Source organism: Pseudomonas sp. DC1.2 (genome assembly GCF_034351645.1).
In the GTDB taxonomy this organism is placed as follows: Bacteria; Pseudomonadota; Gammaproteobacteria; order Pseudomonadales; family Pseudomonadaceae; genus Aquipseudomonas.
The window spans coordinates 3,505,764-3,523,969 of record NZ_CP133782.1; the positions used below are offsets into that span (position 1 = coordinate 3,505,764).

Genomic DNA, 18,206 nt, shown 5'->3' on the forward strand with positions numbered 1-18,206 from the left:
CCCCTCTCGCACCCACCGTTTTCTACCGGAGTTAAAACTGGCATGTCAGCCTCCTTCACCACGTCTTTGACATCTGCCCAGCAGTCGATCTGGATGGGACATCAATTCGATCCGCTGAGCCCCGCCTATAACGTTGCCAGCTATATCGAAATTAGCGGCAGCATTGATCAACAGCGCCTCCAGCGCGCCTTGCAAAAGGCCGTGGACGAGATAGAGGCCTTGCGCGCTCGATTTCATGAACATGACGACGCAGGCATCAGCGGCTTGACACAAACCGTGATGGCCGAGGCGACCGTCGATCTCACCCTGTTCGACCTGACCGGCAACGGCGCCCCCCAAACCGCCGCGCGGGCCTGGATGGACAACGATGTCGCCCAACCCACCGACCTGGTGAACGGCCCTCTTTTCACCAGCGCATTGCTGCAAGTAGCGCCACAGGTCAGCTACTGGTATTTCAAGACCCACCACATCGCCATGGACGGTGTCGCGCTGTCCATGCTCTTCAAGCGGGTGGCCGAACTGTACGGACAAACCCCGGGGCAATCATCGCCTTCGCCCTTTGGCAGCCTGCGCCAAGTGCTTGAGAATGAGCAGGCCTGGTGCGCCTCCCCGGCCTTTGAAGTGGACCGTGAATTCTGGCGCCAGCACTGTCAGGACATGGGTGAAGTCACCAGTTTCAGCAGTGAAGTGGTACAGCCTTCGCACCAGGCCATTCACTATCGGCAATCACTGAACGATCAGGTCCTGGCTCGCCTGCGCGAACGGGCAGATGCCCTGGGTTCCCATTGGGTCAACCTACTGCTCAGCGCCTTCGGGGCGTTTGTCGGGCGCAGCACCGGCTACCGCCAGGTGGTGGTCGGCCTGCCCATGATGAACCGCTTCGACACCGGCGCGGCCAACGTTCCCTGCACGCTGGCAAACGTACTGCCGCTGCGTCTGGACATCAAACCGGGCGAGAGCGTCGAACAATTGCTGGCGGCTGTCGAAGCGCAATTGACCGGCCTGCGCGCTCATCAGCGTTACCGGGCCGAGGACATTCGCCGCGACTGCAATTTACTGGGGGAGAACCGGCGCCTGACCGGCCCGCAGATCAACATTGATTTTTTCTCCGCAGCCCTCTCGTTTGGCGGTATCCCGGGCCAGGTCCACGTCCTGAGTGCAGGCCCAGCGGACGATTTCTCGCTGCTGATCCAGACCCGCCCCGACGGCAACGCGCTGAACATCATTGCGATGGCCAACCCTGCCCTTTACAGCCATGAAACCCTGCAACGGCACGTGCAACGTTTTGTCCGGTTTGTCGAGCGTTTTGCCGCAGCCAGCGACACCGCCCTCGGCTTGCTGGATGCCTACGATGAAGAAGATCCGGGTTTCGCTCAAGGCAACGCCTGTTTCGGACCTGAAGGTGATTCAAAAACGCCATCGGTCACTTTGGTCGAGCGATTCGAACAGGCCGTGCAAGCAACACCGGACGCCCTTGCCCTGACACTCAACGGCGAACACCTGTCTTATCGGGTGCTGAACGAGCGCGCCAATCGTCTCGCGCATTTGATCCGCAGCGAGGCCGGGCAGGTCGGTTCACAACCGATCGCCCTGTTGCTGGCCCGATCCGTCGACACCATCGTCTGCATCCTGGGCGTCTTGAAGACAGGCGCCTATTACGTACCGCTGGATCCCGACGCGCCTGCCGAGCGTATCGAGACCATCCTCGACGACACGCGTCCCGCACTGGTGATCTGCGATCAGTCCAGCCGCGACCTGCTCGCCACGGCCTGTTCCCCTGTGTTGTCCATCGACGGGCCATCAACCCTGAATCGATTGCAGGAACAAGCTGCCAGCAACCTGGACCACGGACCTCGCGCAGAGGACCTGGCCTATGTCATCTACACTTCAGGCTCGACCGGCAAACCCAAAGGGGTGTGCATCACGCACCACAACGTGGTCCGGCTGTTCTCCAGCACGCACCACTGGTTCGACTATCGCAACACCGACGTCTGGTCAGGCTGCCACGGATACATCTTCGATGCGTCGGTCTGGGAGATGTGGGGGGCCTTGCTCCATGGTGCCCGCCTGGTCCTGGTTCCGGTAGAAACGACCCGCGAGCCGGAAAAACTGCTCGAATTGGTGGTCCGGGAACAGGTGACTGTCTTTGGCCAGATCCCCTCTGCGTTCTATCGCTTCATGGAAGCTGAAGCCGACCGTCCCGACCTGTCTGGTCAATTGAACCTGCGCTACCAGTGCTTCGGCGGCGAGGCACTGGATTTGAGCCGACTCAAGCCTTGGTTTGAACGGCACGCCGACAGCCGGACGACGTTGCTGAACCTGTACGGCATTACCGAAACCACCATCAATGCAACCTATCAGTTCATCACCCGCGAACAGGTACTAGCCAACAACGGCAGCCTGATCGGCACGGTTTATGACGACCTCGACATCAAAGTCCTGGACGATGCACTGCGCCCTGTGCCCGTGGGCAGTTATGGCGAGATGTACGTGCGCGGGGCCGGCCTCGCCCGTGGCTACCTGAATCGTCGCGACCTCGACGCAACACGGTTCGTCGCCGATCCCTTCGGCGCCCCCGGAGCACGCATGTACCGCAGCGGAGACGTCGCGGCACTGCTTGACGGTGGTGTGCTGGAATACATCGGCCGGGCCGACCAACAGGTCAAAGTCCGCGGTTACCGCATTGAGCTGGGCGAAATAGAAACCCACCTGCGCGGCCATCCGGCGCTTTCCGATGCCATCGCACTGGTGGTCACCGATGCATCGGACGACCCTAAACTCGTCGTCCACGTCGTGCCCAATGCCTCCAGCACCTGCGAGGACATTGACACCTCGGCGTTGCGCGACTACCTGCGTGATCGCCTCCCGTCCTATATGGTGCCCAGCGCCATCGGCGTGCTGGAACGCCTGCCGGTGACGCTCAGCGGCAAGGTCGATCGCAAGGCCTTGCCCGCGATTGCGCTGTCGAGCTCGCGTCAGATCGAACCGGCCCGGGACGAACTGGACGAGCGTGTATTGGCGAACTGGAGCGCTCAACTGGAGATAGAGACGCTCGGTATCGACGATAACTTTTTCGACATCGGCGGCGACTCGATCAAAGCCATCCGCATCTGCCGCGACCTGGGTCTGCCAGTGACGGAACTGTTCGAACGCCCGACGCCTCGCGCTTGCGCCGACTATCTGCGTGATCACGCCGACCGTGACGGCCCCGATGTTACCCGTTGGCTGCATGAGTTCGACAAGGCCGCGGGCAAAGACCGGCTCAACCTGGTCTGTGTCCCATTCGCCGGCGGAAACGCTTTTGCTTACCGCAACCTGGTCAACCAACTCTCGAACGTGTTCACGTGCGTGTCGGTCAACCTGCCGGGGCACGACATCATGCGCCCCGATGAAGCCATGCAAGACCTGGAAGCGGTGGCGGCCGGTGCGGTTCAGGAGATCCTCTCCAGGCTGAGCGGCCCGATCGTCGTCTACGGCCATTGCGCCGGCAACGCCATCGCCATCGAAATCGCCCGCCGCCTCGAACAAGGCGGGGCCGACCTGAAAGCCCTGGTCATCGGCGGCATGCTGCTGGATCAGGACCCTGTGGAAGTCCGCGCCAATGTTTCCGGCCAAAGCGGTGAAAACATCATTGATTTCCTGCGCCAGATTGGCGGGTTCAAAGAAGCCCTCGACGATGCCAGCATGGCAAGCATCGCGCGCATGACCAAACACGATGCCACGCAGACCGCTCACTTCTTTGCTGAAGAATTGCAGGATCGACAACGCTTGCAGGCACCGATTCACGTCATCGTCGGCAACGAGGATCCACTCACGCCAGACTTCGACACGCGCTACAAGGACTGGGCGATTTACAACCCGAATGTGACGCTGTCGGTGATCGAGGGTGGCGGGCATTACTTCGTGACGGATCTGGCGGCGCCATTGGCAGACGTGCTGCGTGAGCATTACCAACACCTGAACCCTGCCACGCCACAGCGTGCGATTCGGACCCTGCGAGCGTTTCACAACCCGTTCGACGAGCTTCAGGGGAGTTTCCTCCTGCTGGCCAACGACGCCGGCCAGTTGTCGCTATGGCCTGAATTTGCACCTTCCCCAGCAGGCTGGAACAAGGTGTTCGGCCCCGCGAGCCATGCCGAGTGCCTTGGGCAGACGCAAGCCGCAGACGCGGTCATGGCAACCGAGCCGCCGCCACCAACAGAAGGTCTGGACGCTCCTTATTGGCCTCTTGAGTTCGAGGCACGCTATCGCGCCAGTGGCTGGTGGACGGGTGAAACCCTTGGCGCCATCCTTACCCGGCACGCGCTGCTTGACCCGCATCGGGTGGCCGTCACCGAGGGCGAGCGGCATTTGAGTTACTCGCAACTCGATACCAACGCGGATCGCATCGCCGACGGCTTCGCAACACTTGGCCTGAAAGCCGGCGACCGTGTGGTCGTGCAACTGCCTAATACGATTGAGTTCATCGAAACCATTTTCGGGCTGTTTCGCCTCGGCGCGATTCCGGTATTCGCCCTGCCCTCCGACCGCCTGAATGAGATCACTCACATCTTTGAGATTTCGGGAGCGGTCGCTTACGTCATCAAGGACCAGGCGCTGGGGTTCGATTACCGCCGCATCGCCACCGACATTGCAAGCAAGGTCACGTCGCTCAAGCATGTGATCGTTGTCGGCGACGCTGAAGGCTTCATTCCTTTTGCCAAACTCTTCGGGCGCACTGCCGCCTGGCCGCAACGAAGCTCACGCGAGCCGGCGCTGATCACCTTGTCCGGTGGCAGCACTGCACTCCCCAAACTGATCCTGCGCCGACATGACGACTACCTCTACAGCTTCAAGGCCAGTGCCGAGATCTGTCAGTTGGACACCCACAGCGTCTACCTGTGTGCCCTGCCTGCCGGCCACAACTTCACCCTGAGCTCACCCGGTTTCCTCGGTGTGTTGTATGCCGGGGGTCGCGTGGTCATGACGTCCGATCCGAGTGGTTCGGCGGTTTTTGCACTGATAGAGCGTGAACGCGTCACGCTGACCTCTCTGGTCCCCAGCCTTGCCCAATCCTGGTTACACGCACCGCGCCATCACGATCTGTCGAGCCTGCGCTTGCTGCAGGTCGGCGGCGCGCGCCTGAGTGACGATGTGGCCGAGCGCCTGGCGGCCGCGTTCGATTGTCAACTGCAACAGGTCTATGGCATGTCGGAGGGACTGGTCTGCTACACCGGCCTGGGCGACACCGACGAGCACGTATTGCAAACCCAGGGGCTGCCCATCAGCAGCGACGATGAAATCCTCATCGTCGATGAAAACGACGAGCCGGTGGCCGACGGGGTGCCCGGGCAACTGTTGGTCCGCGGCCCTTACACCATCCGTGGCTATCTGAATGCTCCGGAACATAACGTCCGGGCGTTCACCTGCGACGGGTTTTACCGGACGGGCGATGTGGTCATGCGCCGGGCAGATGGCTACCTCGTGGTCACCGGCCGCATCAAGGATCAAGTGAACCGTGGCGGGGAAAAAATCGCCGCCGAAGAAATCGAGGGCTATTTGCTCGCCCACCCCGGCGTTCTGGAAGCCGCGATCGTCGGCATGCCGGATGAGTACCTCGGCGAGGTGTCATGCGCTGTGGTGGTCCTGGCCCCTGGGGCGGACGTTGCGCCCAACACCCTCAAGTCGTTCGTTCGCCAGCAAGGGGTCGCGGCCTTCAAGGTCCCGGATCAGGTTCGGCTCGTCCCGTCACTGCCCAAGACCACCCTGGGCAAGATCGACAAGAACGTACTGCGCACCCTACTCAGCCAGTAGCCCGCTCGCTGCCCCTGGCCCCTGAACCCATAAGGACTGAATCATGGCAATCCCACAGATCATGGAATACCCCGCTCCGAGCGGCATCGCACTGCAACGCAAACCACTGGACTGGACCCTTGAGCCGTCCCGCGCGGCACTGTTGATTCACGACATGCAAAACTATTTTGTGGCGCCCTATGCGTCGAAAGCCTTTGTTGATGCCATGGTGCAACGCATCGCGGCCATCAGGGAATGCTGCCACGCCTTGAACATCCCGGTGTATTACACCGCCCAACCCGGCGATCAACCCAAAGACGAACGCGGTTTGCTGACCGACTTCTGGGGCCCGGGAATGCCTGAAGATGGCAACGCAAAGTCCATCGTGCCTGGGCTTGAGCCTACCCCCGAACTCGATAAAGTGCTGGTCAAGCACCGCTACAGTGCCTTTGCCAAATCCGACTTGCTCAAGCGCATGCAAAATGGCAATCGTGACCAACTGATCATCTGCGGGGTCTACGCCCACATCGGTTGCCTGATTACCGCGACTGAAGCTTTTATGTCCGATATTCAGCCATTCGTGGTGGCTGATGCCTTGGGCGATTTTTCCCTCGACCTGCATGAAATGGCAGTGCGTCACATGGCCTACTGTTCCAGCAAGATCATGTCCTGCGATGAAATGCTGGCAGAACTGGGAAAAGCGCTATGAGCAGTGGACATCCGAACTACCAGGAAGCGGATTTCTACGCCGATATCGCCGCGATTCTGCGAACCACACCCCAGTCACTCGTGGAACTCGACTCGCCTCAGGACGCCGGACTGGATTCGGTTCGCCTGCTGATACTCAGTGAAAAATGGCAGCAACGCGGCATCACCGTGAGCTTTCTGGAACTCGCCGAACGCCAAAGCTTCGCGGCCTGGTGGCGGCTCATCAGTGAGCGCACGCGCGGCCTGGAATGCGAACGCCCATGAACCGTTTCGAAAACCAAGCCATTGTCGTGACCGGTGCTGCCCAAGGTATTGGTGCAGCCGTTACGCGTCTGTTGCTGGCAGAGGGTGCCTGGGTCTATGCCCTGGATTGCAATGCTCAGGCGTTGACCGCTCTGGCCGACGAACAGCGCTCGCCTCGGCTGTCTGCGACAGTCGTCGACATCACTCGGCCGGACGACGTCGAGACCGCCATTGCCAGCATTGATGCCGAACATCCGCTGGACGGTTTGGTCAACAACGCCGGCGTATTGATCCCCAAGGACATTGCGTCGACGACGACGGCCGACTGGCTGAAGACCTTCGAGGTCAACGTTCACGGCACTTTTTTTGTCTCCCGGGCGGTCGCCGTCCGCATGGCCGAACGCGGTCGGGGGGCGATCGTCACGATCGCCTCCAACGCGGGCAGCACACCGCGCGTCAACATGGGCGCCTACTGCTCGTCCAAGGCAGCGGCGGCGATGCTGACTCGTTGCATGGGACTGGAGTTCGCCTCGCGGGGGCTGCGCTGCAACGTTGTATCGCCAGGATCGACACGCACCCCAATGCTCGCGAGCCTGGCGGGGGAAGGTCCAGAAACCGACCAACGCCTGATCGAAGGCGACCCACGGCTTTATCGACTGGGCATTCCGCTGCAAAAGCTCGCTGAGCCAGGGGACATCGCGGCGGCGGTGGCCTTCCTGCTGTCTCGCGACGCGCACCACATCACCCTGCAAAACCTGGTCGTCGATGGCGGAGCCACCTTTGAGTAACCCAGCCCCTTCGCCACGTCGAGCATTGCCTGGAGACTTGAAATGTTGAACCTTGATTCGATATACGCATCGCTATCCTGGCATCCTGGAAGCTGGCGCGACAAAGAACGCCGCCATATGCCCGACTATCAAGGGAAACAGCTCCCGGCCGTGCTCAAGCAACTGTCCCGCCTTCCCGGACTGGTGGATGAAAGCGAGATTCTTCGACTGAAGCGTGCGCTGGCCCGCGCCGCTGAAGGCAAGGAATTCGTGCAGCTCATGGGCCAGCGTGATCAAAGTCTGAACGACGCCAGTGCGGCCAGCCTCGATCAACGCCTGAAGGCACTGGAATCGCTGAGCCGCTACCTGGCATTAATGCTCGGCCAACCCGTGCTTTCGATTGGTTCTGTCGCCGGGAGTTATGGTCGCACCCAGCCGCAAGCCACCGAGATCCTTGGCGGTGCAACGCTGGACCGCTACTTCGGTGAGATGGTCAATTGCCGGGAGGCCACGCCCTGGGCCCGACGCCCCGACCCCAATCGCCTGCTCTGGGCTTATGAGGCTTCGCAGGCGGCGATGCAGGTCCTGCGAAACAAGGCATCCGCTGTCCATACCACCCATGAATGCGCGCACCTGGAATATGAAGAAGCCCTGGTGCGACGTGTACGAAACGCCAAGTTCTATGCCACCAGCGCGTCATTGCTGTGGATTGATGGTTGCAACCTGTTCAACGACAGCTGCTACGTGGAGTTTGCTCGGGGCCTGGAAAACCCTATCGCCCTACGCCTGAGTGAGCCGGTCGACCCCGGTGTGTTGATCGAGGCGGTTGAGCAGCTCAATCCCGAACGGCAAACGGGGAAAATCCTCCTCATCGCCAGTGCGGGGGATGCGCCAGAAGTGTTGGGCGAAACAATCCGTGTCCTGCAGGCCCGGCGCTCACCCGTGATATGGCTGTGCGATCCGTTGAACGCACAAGACTCGCGTCGTCACACGGCAAGCCTGGCACAGAACGTCGCGCGCGAATGGGATCAAACCTTGAGGCTGCACCGCACCGTTGATAGCCGATTGCATGGCATTGCATTGGAAGTGCGCAGCAGCGACTCCAATCGATTGGCCCCTGAGCCAGACGAAAACCCGGGGGCGTTCTTCGATTTTCAAAAAACGTTGCAACTGTGCAGCCACTTGGCCCACGTCTACCGGGAGTCGTCATGAAAAACCTCAAGCATGCGAGCTTTGCCAACCCCTATCCGGCGTTGACCGCGCACGAGCTCGGGGCGGCGTTGTTACCCATCCTGGAGCGACGTTTCCCGCTACTGGCGAGCGAATTCATCGGTCTGTTCAGCCATCACACCGAAGGCGTCAATAGCTCGCTGGTTGGATTGGGCAGCGAGTTTCGCCTGGTTGCACTCAACGATGGCGAACGCCTGAACCTGGAGCTTCAGCACGAGAACAGCGTGTGCCTGTCACGCACCCTCGCGCTGGATCCCTCGACACTGTTCCATGAACAGCTATTCGGGGCAGTGGCCCGCTTCATCAACCAGTTGAGCCCCTGGCTCCAGGAACATCACGGCTTACCACCATCGACCGCTTTTCTGGGGGGTTGGCGCTGTGCAACCCATCCCGAGCGCCTGAACGAGCCGGTGATTTTCACGTTGCCACGGGTAATGTGCCGGATCAGCGATCAGCAACTGGAGTTCAGTTGTTTCCACGAGGACATCTGGTACGCGATCGATGAAAGCCTCATCACCTTTGCGACAGACTTTACCCCGACGGCCAATCCACGGGTTACAGGACGCGAAGACATTCCCTCCTGCACCGACTATGTGGACAACCTGATCGGGCTGTTGAACGAACTGGCACCGACAACCGCCGATAAGGTCGTCATCGGTCGTGAAGTCAAGCTGACGCTGGAGCGGCCCATTGCCCCGGCGCTTTTATTGCGCCTGATAGCACCTCGCCCCAACCCGCATTACGAGTACGTATTTCGTTGGGCGGACGAGGCGGCATGGGTTGGTATTTCACCGGAAACGCTGCTACGCAAGAACGGTCGCAGTTTGGTGGTCGAGCCACTGGCAGGCACTCGCAAAGGTTCCCATGAGCACGACAAAAGTGCCCGCTACCGCCAGGAATTGATGAGCGACCTCAAGGAACTCGAAGAACATGAAACCGCTGCCGGGCTGTTCTTCGAGCAGCTCTCGACCGTCTGCGAAAGCGGGTCTTTGTCGTTGCGCGAATCACGAAGCGTGATCGACCTTGGCTATGTTCAACACCTTAAAAGCCTGATCAGCGGCACGGTAAAAACGGGCTTGAACGTATTTGACGCGCTGGCTGCGGTCTACCCGCCGGCAACGATCTGGGGCAAGCCATTGGCAGCGTGCGGTGAACGGATCCGCCGATACGAACAAATCGAGCGTGGTTTTTTCACCGGCGGACTGGGCTACTTCACCTTGGGCGATGACGCGAATTTTGCACTGGCGATTCGCACGGCCAAGCTCACATCCACCCATATTCACGTCTATGCTGGCAGCGGTATCGTCAAGGCCAGTGACCCGTACAGGGAATGGCTGGAGACCAATAACAAAATGAAGCCCTATTTAGCCAATGAATATGTCTGGAACCTGCCGTAATATGGTTGAATGTACTGTGCAGCTTGCCCACTCAATACACCCATGACGTGGTGTTTCTAGACTAACGCCCACTCACAACGCGTTCATGCGTTAGATTTCATTTAATACTCGAGCATTCTTATATATGGTCACTATCGCTCTACCGGACGGCAATCTTAGAGATTTTCCAGAACCTTTGACTGTTCAACAACTGGCCCAATCCATTGGTACGGGATTAGCTGCCGCGACAATCGGCGGCAAGGTAAATGGAACGCTAGTTGACGCTAGTTATCTTCTGGAAACAGATGCCACCGTAGAGATCATTACCACTAAAAGCGCAGAAGCGCTGGAACTGGTGCGCCACTCCACTGCTCACTTGATGGCACAGGCCGTTCAACGCCTGTACCCCGGCACCCAAGTTACCATAGGGCCGGTTATCGATAACGGTTTCTATTACGACTTCGTCACCACTCGCCCGTTTACGATGGATGACCTGCCGCTGATCGAGGCCGAGATGGCCACTATCGTCAAAGAGCAGCTGCCCGTGGTGCGCTCTGAAATGTCTCGCGATGAAGCGCTGGCGTTTTTCCAGAATATTGGTGAGAGCTACAAGACAGAAATCATCCATTCCATTCCGTCGGATGAGCCTCTGTCGCTTTATACCCAAGGCGAATTTACTGACCTGTGCCGCGGCCCCCATGTACCAAACACCGCCAAACTGGGTGCCTTCAAACTCATGAAGGTGGCCGGAGCCTACTGGCGGGGCGACTCTAACAACATCATGCTCAGTCGTATCTATGGCACTGCCTGGACCAACGAGAAAGAGCTCAAAGCCTATTTGAATCAACTTCAAGAGGCCGAAAAACGCGATCACCGCAAACTGGCAAAACAATTCGACTTGTTCCACCAACAGGAAGAAGCGCCAGGCATGGTGTTTTGGCATCCTAAAGGCTGGTCACTGTGGCAATCGGTGGAGCAATACATGCGCCGGGTTTATCGCGATGGCGGCTACCGCGAAGTAAAGTCGCCGCAAGTGCTGGACAGCGCGCTTTGGAAAAAATCGGGGCATTGGGACAACTATAAGGAAAACATGTTTGTCACCGAGTCCGAAAACCGCCAGTACGCGCTCAAGCCGATGAACTGCCCGGGTCATATCCAGATATTCAAACATGGCTTGCGCAGCCATAGAGAGTTGCCGATTCGTTACGGCGAGTTCGGCGGCTGCCACCGTAATGAGCCGTCCGGCGCGTTGCACGGCATCATGCGCGTGCGGGCATTCACGCAAGACGATGGCCATATCTTCTGCACCGAAGAGCAGATCGCGGCGGAAATCAAGGCGTTCCACTATCAGGCGCTGAAGGTGTATGCCGATTTCGGCTTTACCAATATTGCCGTGAAGATTGCGTTGCGCCCCGAACCGGGCAAACGCCTGGGCAGCGACGAAGTCTGGGACAAAGCCGAAAATCTGCTGCGATCGGCGCTGTCCGAGTGTGATGTCGAATGGGAAGAGCTGCCTGGCGAAGGCGCGTTCTACAGCCCCAAGATCGAATATCACCTGCGCGACGCCATCGGTCGTGAATGGCAAGTGGGGACCATGCAGGTCGACTACCACATGCCTGATCGCCTGGGCGCCGAATACGTTGATGAGAACTCGCAGCGACGCAAGCCGGTCATGCTGCACCGGGCAATCGTCGGATCTCTGGAGCGTTTCCTCGGCATCCTCATCGAACACCATGCTGGTCAGTTCCCTCTATGGCTGGCGCCGGTGCAGGCCATCGTGGTCACCGTCACCGATGCCCAAAATGATTACGCCGAACAGACGCGCAATCATCTGGTTCAGCTGGGCTTCAGGGTTGAGGCTGATCTGCGTAATGAAAAAATCGGCTACAAAATTCGTGAAAGCACCTTGCAGCGCGTTCCGTATTTGCTCGTGGTCGGAGAGAGAGAGAGAGAGAACGGTACCGTCACCGTTCGCTCCCGCTCCGGCGAAGATTTGGGCAGCATGACAATTGACGCCTTGCATACCTACCTGCTGAACGAACAAACCACTCCCGGCTGATTGTCCGGCTCTGCGTTCGACACACCGAAGGCCATTCGCAAGAATGGCCTTTTTTACGGCCCCATGCTGGCCCTTGGTGCACGCCCCTCCTAATGCATGACCAGACGAGCGAACCTGGATAAAGCGCTGACGCCGGAACAGCAGAAAATTCAGGAGCTGGAAGCCCGAATCGCTCGCCTTGAGCGAGAGAATTCCATACTAAAAAGGCTACCTCGCTCTTGATGTCGGAAGATCACGAGCGTTCGCGCTGATTGACCAGTTGAGCGTCCATGAGCCAGTAGATTGGCTGTGCAAGGTGTTTGAAGTTACCCGCTCGTGTTACTACGCCCAGCGTCTCAGGCGCCGGACTTCTGATGTTGAGCGACTTCGGCTGCGCAGTCGGGTCAATGAACTATTCACACAAAGTCGCAGTGCTGCGGGCAGCCGCAGCATCCTGTCGATGATGCGTGAAGACGGAGAGCAAATGGGCCGGTTCAAGGTACGCAGTTTGATGCGCGAGCTTGACCTCGTCAGCAAACAGCCAGGTTCTCATGCCTATAAACGAGCGACGGTTGAACGACTGGATATCCCGAATATATTGAATCGTGAGTTTGATGTACCGGTCCCCAATCAGATCTGGTGCCGCTACATCACCTAAATTAGGCCCAGGGAAAATGGCATTACCTGGCTGTCGTCCTAGACCTTTGCACGCGCCGGATAGTGGGCTGGGCGTTGTCGGAAAAGCCAGACGCCAAGCTGGTTATCAAGGCACTGGACATGGTCTACGAACAACGTGGCAGACCTCAGGGTCCGTTGTTTCACTCGGATCAAGGGGCCCAGTATGCGAGCCGCCTGTTTCGCCAGCGGCTCTGGCGTTATCGCATGCGTCAGAGCATGAGTCGCCGGGGAAATTGCTGGGATACTCAGTTCACTATGCTCAAGAGGCCCAACGTGATATCCGTCATTTCTTGATGCATCGGTACAACTGGATACGTCCCAATCAATTCAACGATGGGTTGGCCCCTGCAAGGGCGGAAGAAAAACTTAACGTCGTGTCCGGGATTAGTTGACCACTACATTGGCGTTCCGTCCTGCCTGAAGTTGGCGGCGAGGTGTGGCAGGAGTTTTTACACACTCTGGGCCAAAAGCTGTCACTCGGATGTGCTTTCCTGATCCAGCACAGAATTGCCTGCGTACGCCACCTTCGGCAGCTTGCTGCTACCGTGCTCATGGGGTATCGAAAGAATTCCAATAAAATACGGGCTTGATTAGGATAATCGTAGGGATATGAATACTAAGAATCAGCATAATTTCATTGTAAAACAGGTGCTTATTTTTCTATTCGAGTCCAGGTCGTGGAGCCAGACAGCAATATCAAAAAAGCCCCTGAATCGAAAGATTCAGGGGCTTTTTTTGTGCGCTAACCTTCAGACAGGTTCGCTGCTTTTCACCGGCAAGCCGCGTGGCTCCGTGACCTCATGGGCCACTTCCGCCACCGGTATTTCATTGCCGTCGCAGTCATGCAATTTGCCTTCGCTGAAGTAATCTCCCTCGCGCAAGGCTGCCAGATCCTGGTAGCGCAGCACCCGCTCAGTGCCCGCGGCAAACACCGACTGCTGATCCGAATTGCCGGTGGTGAAGTGGTTGAAGGTGAGGTTCAGCACAATGGCCATGATCGCCGACGAACTGATGCCCGAATGGAAAATGGTCGCAAACCAGCTCGGAAAGTGGTCGTAAAAATTCGGCGCCGCGATGGGAATCATGCCGAAGCCAATAGAGGTGGCGACGATGATCAAGTTGACGTTGTTGCGGTAATCAACCTTGGACAGCGTGCGGATGCCGCTGGCCGCCACAGTGCCAAACAAGACGATACCGGCGCCGCCGAGTACGGAGGTCGGCACAGCCGCAATGACTCGCCCCATAAATGGCAGTAGACCAAGAATGACCAGGAACACACCACCGGTGGCCACTACGAAGCGGCTCTTGATACCCGTCACCGCCACCAGCCCGACATTCTGGGCGAAGGCGCTTTGAGTGAACGAGCCGAAAATTGGCGCGATCATGCTCGACAGCATGTCCGCACGCAGGCCGTTGCCCAGGCGCTTGGAATCAATCTTGGTGCCAATAATTTCACCCACGGCAAGAATGTCGGCCGAGGTTTCCACCAGGGTCACCATGACCACAATGCACATCGACAGGATGGCCGCGAAGTGGAAGGTTGGCATGCCGAAGTGGAACGGTGTCGGGAAGCCGAACATCGGCCCTTGAGTGACGGATGAGAAGTCCGCCATGCCCAGGAACACAGCGATTACTGTGCCGATAACCATGGCCAACAGGATCGAAAGCCGGGAGATGGTCGCGCTGCCGATCTTGCTGAGCAGTAAAACCAGCACCAGCGTCAGAGCGGCCAGACCGATATTCGACATGCTGCCAAAACTCTCGGCATGGCTGTTGCCGCCCATGGCCCAGCGCGCCGCGACAGGCATCAGTGTCAGGCCAATAGTGGTGATCACGATGCCGGTGACCAGCGGCGGGAAAAACTTGGTAATCCTTGAGAACACGGGCGTGATCAGCAGGCCAATCAACGACGCGGCAATCACCGCCCCGAGAATCGATTGGAACCCCCCCTCCCCGCCACTGCTGACAATCGCCACCATGGTCGCGACACCCGAGAACGACACGCCCTGCACCAACGGCAACTGACAGCCGAAAAACGGTACACCCAGGGTTTGCAAAAGTGTCGCCAAGCCCCCCGCAAACAATGACGCGGCAATCAACAAACCGATGTCGGCCGGCGACAGCCCGGCTGCCTGGCCAATGATCAAAGGTACGGCGACGATACCGCCGTACATGGTCAAAACGTGTTGTAGGCCGTAAGCCATATTCGCGCCGATCCCGAGATTTTCATCCTCGGGGCGTGGGTGTGAAACATGGGGCGTTTTCATGGTTGGGGGGTTCCCTGGTTTTTGTTATGCGCACACTGTATTCAACATCAGAGACAAATGTCCATAGAGTTGTATACAAAATACACTTCAAATTATGGACATATATCCATCTCCGCCTCGGTGTGCTAGCGAAGCTCCCCCTAAAAACCTTGAAATACATCCTTTCTCCGCCAGTCTCCTGGCCCGCTAGTTTTTTTGATTCTTGGTGACCGCTGGCATGGAAGCCCTCTTTTATATACATATAAAGTATGCATAATTGAGCCATTCGACATTCAGTACGACAAGGCAAAAAACTCGGCCAATAAGCTCAAGCATCGAGGCGTCAGCCTCGCAGAGACCGAGCCAGTATTCGATGACGAGCGAGCCCTGACGTTTCAAGACCTCGATCACGATGAACTTCGCTGGATCATCATGGGGCAAGATGCCAAAGGTCGGGGCTTCGTGCAGGGCCGGGTCATACGCCCGCACCGTGGCGGCCAGATCGGACTCGCTAAAGTCGAAGCTGACTCCGCTCATCGCGGTGTGGGTGCCGGGTTTGAAGATGTGCAGTGGTTTCATGGCTGTGCGCTGCGTGGAGGTGATGCGCACAGCCTGGGCCAGAGAGTGGCCCAGGACTTTTAATCGGGTTTAAAGAGTATGTCGTGAGTTTTGGAAATATGAGATAGGCGGTATGGCGACTCACCAACTTCCGTAAGGAATGCCGTATTTTCCAATATAGCGCTTCGACTTTTCACTTACAGGGTAAGCATACCGCCCTTCATTTCTGCCTTGGCTTGGCCCCAATGGCTCTATCTCGGCTTGGGTGCGGGCGACCTTGATTGTTTTCAGGCATTTGTCCTCAACCCACACCTGCACAATACCGCCGGGAGCCACTCCGACATAAACCGCGGCCCTGTAATTGGCAGGCTCCTGCGGTCTGGCGGGACAACGCTCGTTCACCGAGGCGTACATGATCTGCCGCGCCTCTTCGGGTATATCGACCCATGCCCGGTAGGTTTGTGGTTCGACAATCGACTGCCAACGAACATAGATACGTTTCGGCAGATCTGCACCGACTACACCTCGAATGCCGCTGCTGATGTTTTTGCTCCAGCCACGGGCAGATTCGGTGCCATCTTCGGGCTCTCCGCCTCCCGCCGTACCGCCTCCTGTACGGAGAAACAGTTTGCCATTGATATCTTCAACAGCGCTGTCTTCCACCCATACCTTCATGTAGAACGGCTCAACGAAACTGAGGCTCCACCACGGATTCTTCGGGTCGTCCTTACCGGACAGAGGGGCGGAGGCCTGACAGCTCGCGACCAACAATGCGCCCAGTAAAACAATGAGTGTGCGCATCAGAATGTTCTCCAGTTAGAGTCGGGGACGTGAGGGTGCCGCACGCGTACACCGTCGTCAGTCGGCGCATTGGTGTAGCGGACGGTCAGGCCACGCTCGCGACTACTACCAATCGGATTATTCCAATTGGCAGAGGTGTGGATGTATCGCAATTTCAGCAGTTTTTCTTCGGCAGGAGTCGGGTCGTATTGACCGGCGAGAAACTTGTCGCAAAGAGGCTGAAGCTCTGACGGGACGGCGTATTGCGGAGTATCCGGGACATCATCGAACTGCACACCTTTCTCCGTAGCCATCTTGTGCATCAAACGCAAATACACGACCGACAGTTTCCCACTGACCGATCGTTTGAGCTGTAAGCCTGCGTATGCCCTCAGTTTTTTAGCGCCGAAGCGATCCTGTTCTGCATCAGGCAGTAAGGTCGGCTTCGGGGTCACAATCTCTAACATCGTCTCGGGCCAACCACTGGCCACTAGCTTGGCTTTTTGCCGCAGGGCATCCAGGTAGATGGAGGTGGTTTGCACATCGGTGCCCTGCGTCACCGTCAGTGCCTGCATAGGGCTGACCAGCACACATTCGTCCGCCTCTTCGAGGTAACTACCACCAATATCGGAATGCACGCCCGGCAAGGAAATTTCAGAATGCGCGGGGATGACGCTGCTTAATGCGAAATTTGCACGATGTTCGTCACGGGCGACCAGGTGGACAACATCAGTAAAGTATTGGCGGTCCAGATACAGCTTTATTCCGGGAGCGACAGGACTTTGGATATTGCCCAGGTTCGTCAGCCCCGCTACAGAGGGGACAGTATCGAACAAACCGACAAAGCCCATGATGATTTCACTGTTGTACTGGCTGCCGAAGCTGGAGCTAAACTCTTTGGAGTTGCTGTGCAGGACATCACCCAACGGTCCCTGCTTACAGCGCACGACCTCGTTGGCAAAGTGCCGTGCCGCTGCGGCCCCTCGGCTGAACCCAAAGGTATCGAAGGTCAGCGAAGTGATTTCGCTGTCAGGGTTCTTGTCGATGACTCGTTCGATTATGGTCTTGAGGTCGGAAAAAGCCTGTTCGACCTTACCCGCCACACCAGTAGCACCTCGTCCAGAGGCCGCGTTCGACAGTCTATCTTCGCCACCACCTTCTGTACCGATGCCTTCTACGTAAAGGCTCCGTAACACCTGTTTGGCCGCCCCGGCGCTCTCCGCGTCTTTGGCTGCCGGGTAAAGCTCATACAGCTTGAACACGTTGGTAACATCGCTGCCGTAGCTGCTGGCGGGGTCAGCCATATAGGGCTTACAACTGGCATCGATATCTTCGGGTTTGATGGCGTGCTGCGCTCCGCACAGCAGGCCGGATGCTGAGTTGCTGGCGTTGTTGAGCGTGCCGTCGAAGAAAACCCCAATCCGCAACGATACTTTTACTTTTTCCTTCGCAGGTGCTGGCTCTTTACCGTGCTTTTCGTATTCAGCCCAACGCTGTGCGTGAAGATCGACCGGTTCGACCCCCTCATTACGATAGTTTTTAGGTTGGTTGGGTATTGCTGGCTTGGGTACGTATCCACTCATTCCCTGATTCCCACGATCCTTGATCAAACCGTCGCACAGGGTGCCACTCCAGGTCCGGTCAATCAACGCTCAAGGGGGAGTCTTCGTTACCAGGATTCACAATAGAGACGATCCGCACCTGTGCAGATTGCTCGAAGTGCCGCAGAACGGCTTTATAAAGCATTTACAGCGTCAATCACTGGCAATGATCGATGAACCGCAGCCGCAGTGCGGTCCAAGCCCTTCAC

10 protein-coding genes and 2 pseudogenes are annotated in these 18,206 nt (G+C 57.9%); 9 read left to right on the forward strand and 3 right to left on the reverse strand.

Features of this window, described 5'->3' with window-relative positions; all coding sequences use genetic code 11:
- Positions 1 to 42: 42 nt before the first annotated feature.
- The 8 genes and pseudogenes from RHM68_RS15805 to RHM68_RS15840 form a co-directional block, all read left to right on the forward strand.
- Positions 43 to 5,793, forward strand: a complete 5,751-nt coding sequence (locus RHM68_RS15805) for a non-ribosomal peptide synthetase (RefSeq protein WP_322216360.1) — start codon at positions 43 to 45, stop codon at positions 5,791 to 5,793.
- 43 nt (positions 5,794 to 5,836) lie between these two features.
- Positions 5,837 to 6,481, forward strand: a complete 645-nt coding sequence (locus RHM68_RS15810) for an isochorismatase family protein (RefSeq protein ID WP_322216362.1) — start codon at positions 5,837 to 5,839, stop codon at positions 6,479 to 6,481.
- The gene (locus RHM68_RS15815) at positions 6,478 to 6,744 is read left to right on the forward strand and encodes a hypothetical protein (protein WP_322216365.1); all 267 of its coding nucleotides are present in this window, start codon (positions 6,478 to 6,480) and stop codon (positions 6,742 to 6,744) included. Before RHM68_RS15810 ends, RHM68_RS15815 begins: the two co-directional genes overlap by 4 nt.
- Positions 6,741 to 7,511 carry an SDR family oxidoreductase gene (locus RHM68_RS15820; RefSeq protein WP_322216367.1) on the forward strand — a complete coding sequence of 257 codons (771 nt, stop codon included), beginning with the start codon at positions 6,741 to 6,743 and terminating at the stop codon, positions 7,509 to 7,511. The genes RHM68_RS15815 and RHM68_RS15820 overlap by 4 nt, the downstream gene beginning before the upstream one ends.
- Before the next feature lie 42 nt (positions 7,512 to 7,553).
- Entirely contained in the window at positions 7,554 to 8,702 is a 1,149-nt protein-coding gene (locus RHM68_RS15825) for a 3-deoxy-7-phosphoheptulonate synthase (RefSeq protein WP_322216369.1), read from the forward strand.
- The gene (locus RHM68_RS15830; protein ID WP_322216371.1) at positions 8,699 to 10,117 is read left to right on the forward strand and encodes a chorismate-binding protein; all 1,419 of its coding nucleotides are present in this window, start codon (positions 8,699 to 8,701) and stop codon (positions 10,115 to 10,117) included. Before RHM68_RS15825 ends, RHM68_RS15830 begins: the two co-directional genes overlap by 4 nt.
- Positions 10,118 to 10,241: 124 nt before the next feature.
- Positions 10,242 to 12,155, forward strand: coding sequence for a threonine--tRNA ligase (gene thrS, locus RHM68_RS15835; RefSeq protein ID WP_322216374.1), 1,914 nt, complete (start codon positions 10,242 to 10,244; stop codon positions 12,153 to 12,155).
- Positions 12,156 to 12,272: 117 nt separating this feature from the next.
- A pseudogene (locus RHM68_RS15840) lies at positions 12,273 to 13,204 on the forward strand (IS3 family transposase); the annotation flags it as partial.
- 357 nt (positions 13,205 to 13,561) lie between these two features.
- On the opposite strand, the gene RHM68_RS15845 reads toward RHM68_RS15840, so the two are convergent.
- A complete protein-coding gene (locus RHM68_RS15845) occupies positions 13,562 to 15,079 on the reverse strand; it encodes a nucleobase:cation symporter-2 family protein (protein WP_322216376.1) in 1,518 nt (505 codons plus the stop codon).
- Between the two features lie 255 nt (positions 15,080 to 15,334).
- Here RHM68_RS15845 and RHM68_RS15850 point away from each other — a divergent pair.
- A pseudogene (locus RHM68_RS15850) lies at positions 15,335 to 15,524 on the forward strand (BrnT family toxin); the annotation flags it as partial.
- Between the two features lie 233 nt (positions 15,525 to 15,757).
- Here RHM68_RS15850 and RHM68_RS15855 read toward each other — a convergent pair.
- Both RHM68_RS15855 and RHM68_RS15860 read right to left on the reverse strand, forming a co-directional pair.
- Positions 15,758 to 16,417 (reverse strand): DUF2931 family protein, encoded by a 660-nt coding sequence (locus tag RHM68_RS15855; RefSeq protein ID WP_322216378.1) that lies wholly within the window; start codon positions 16,415 to 16,417, stop codon positions 15,758 to 15,760.
- Positions 16,417 to 17,979, reverse strand: a complete 1,563-nt coding sequence (locus tag RHM68_RS15860) for a phospholipase effector Tle1 domain-containing protein (protein WP_322216380.1) — start codon at positions 17,977 to 17,979, stop codon at positions 16,417 to 16,419. The genes RHM68_RS15855 and RHM68_RS15860 overlap by 1 nt, the downstream gene beginning before the upstream one ends.
- Positions 17,980 to 18,206: the final 227 nt, after the last annotated feature.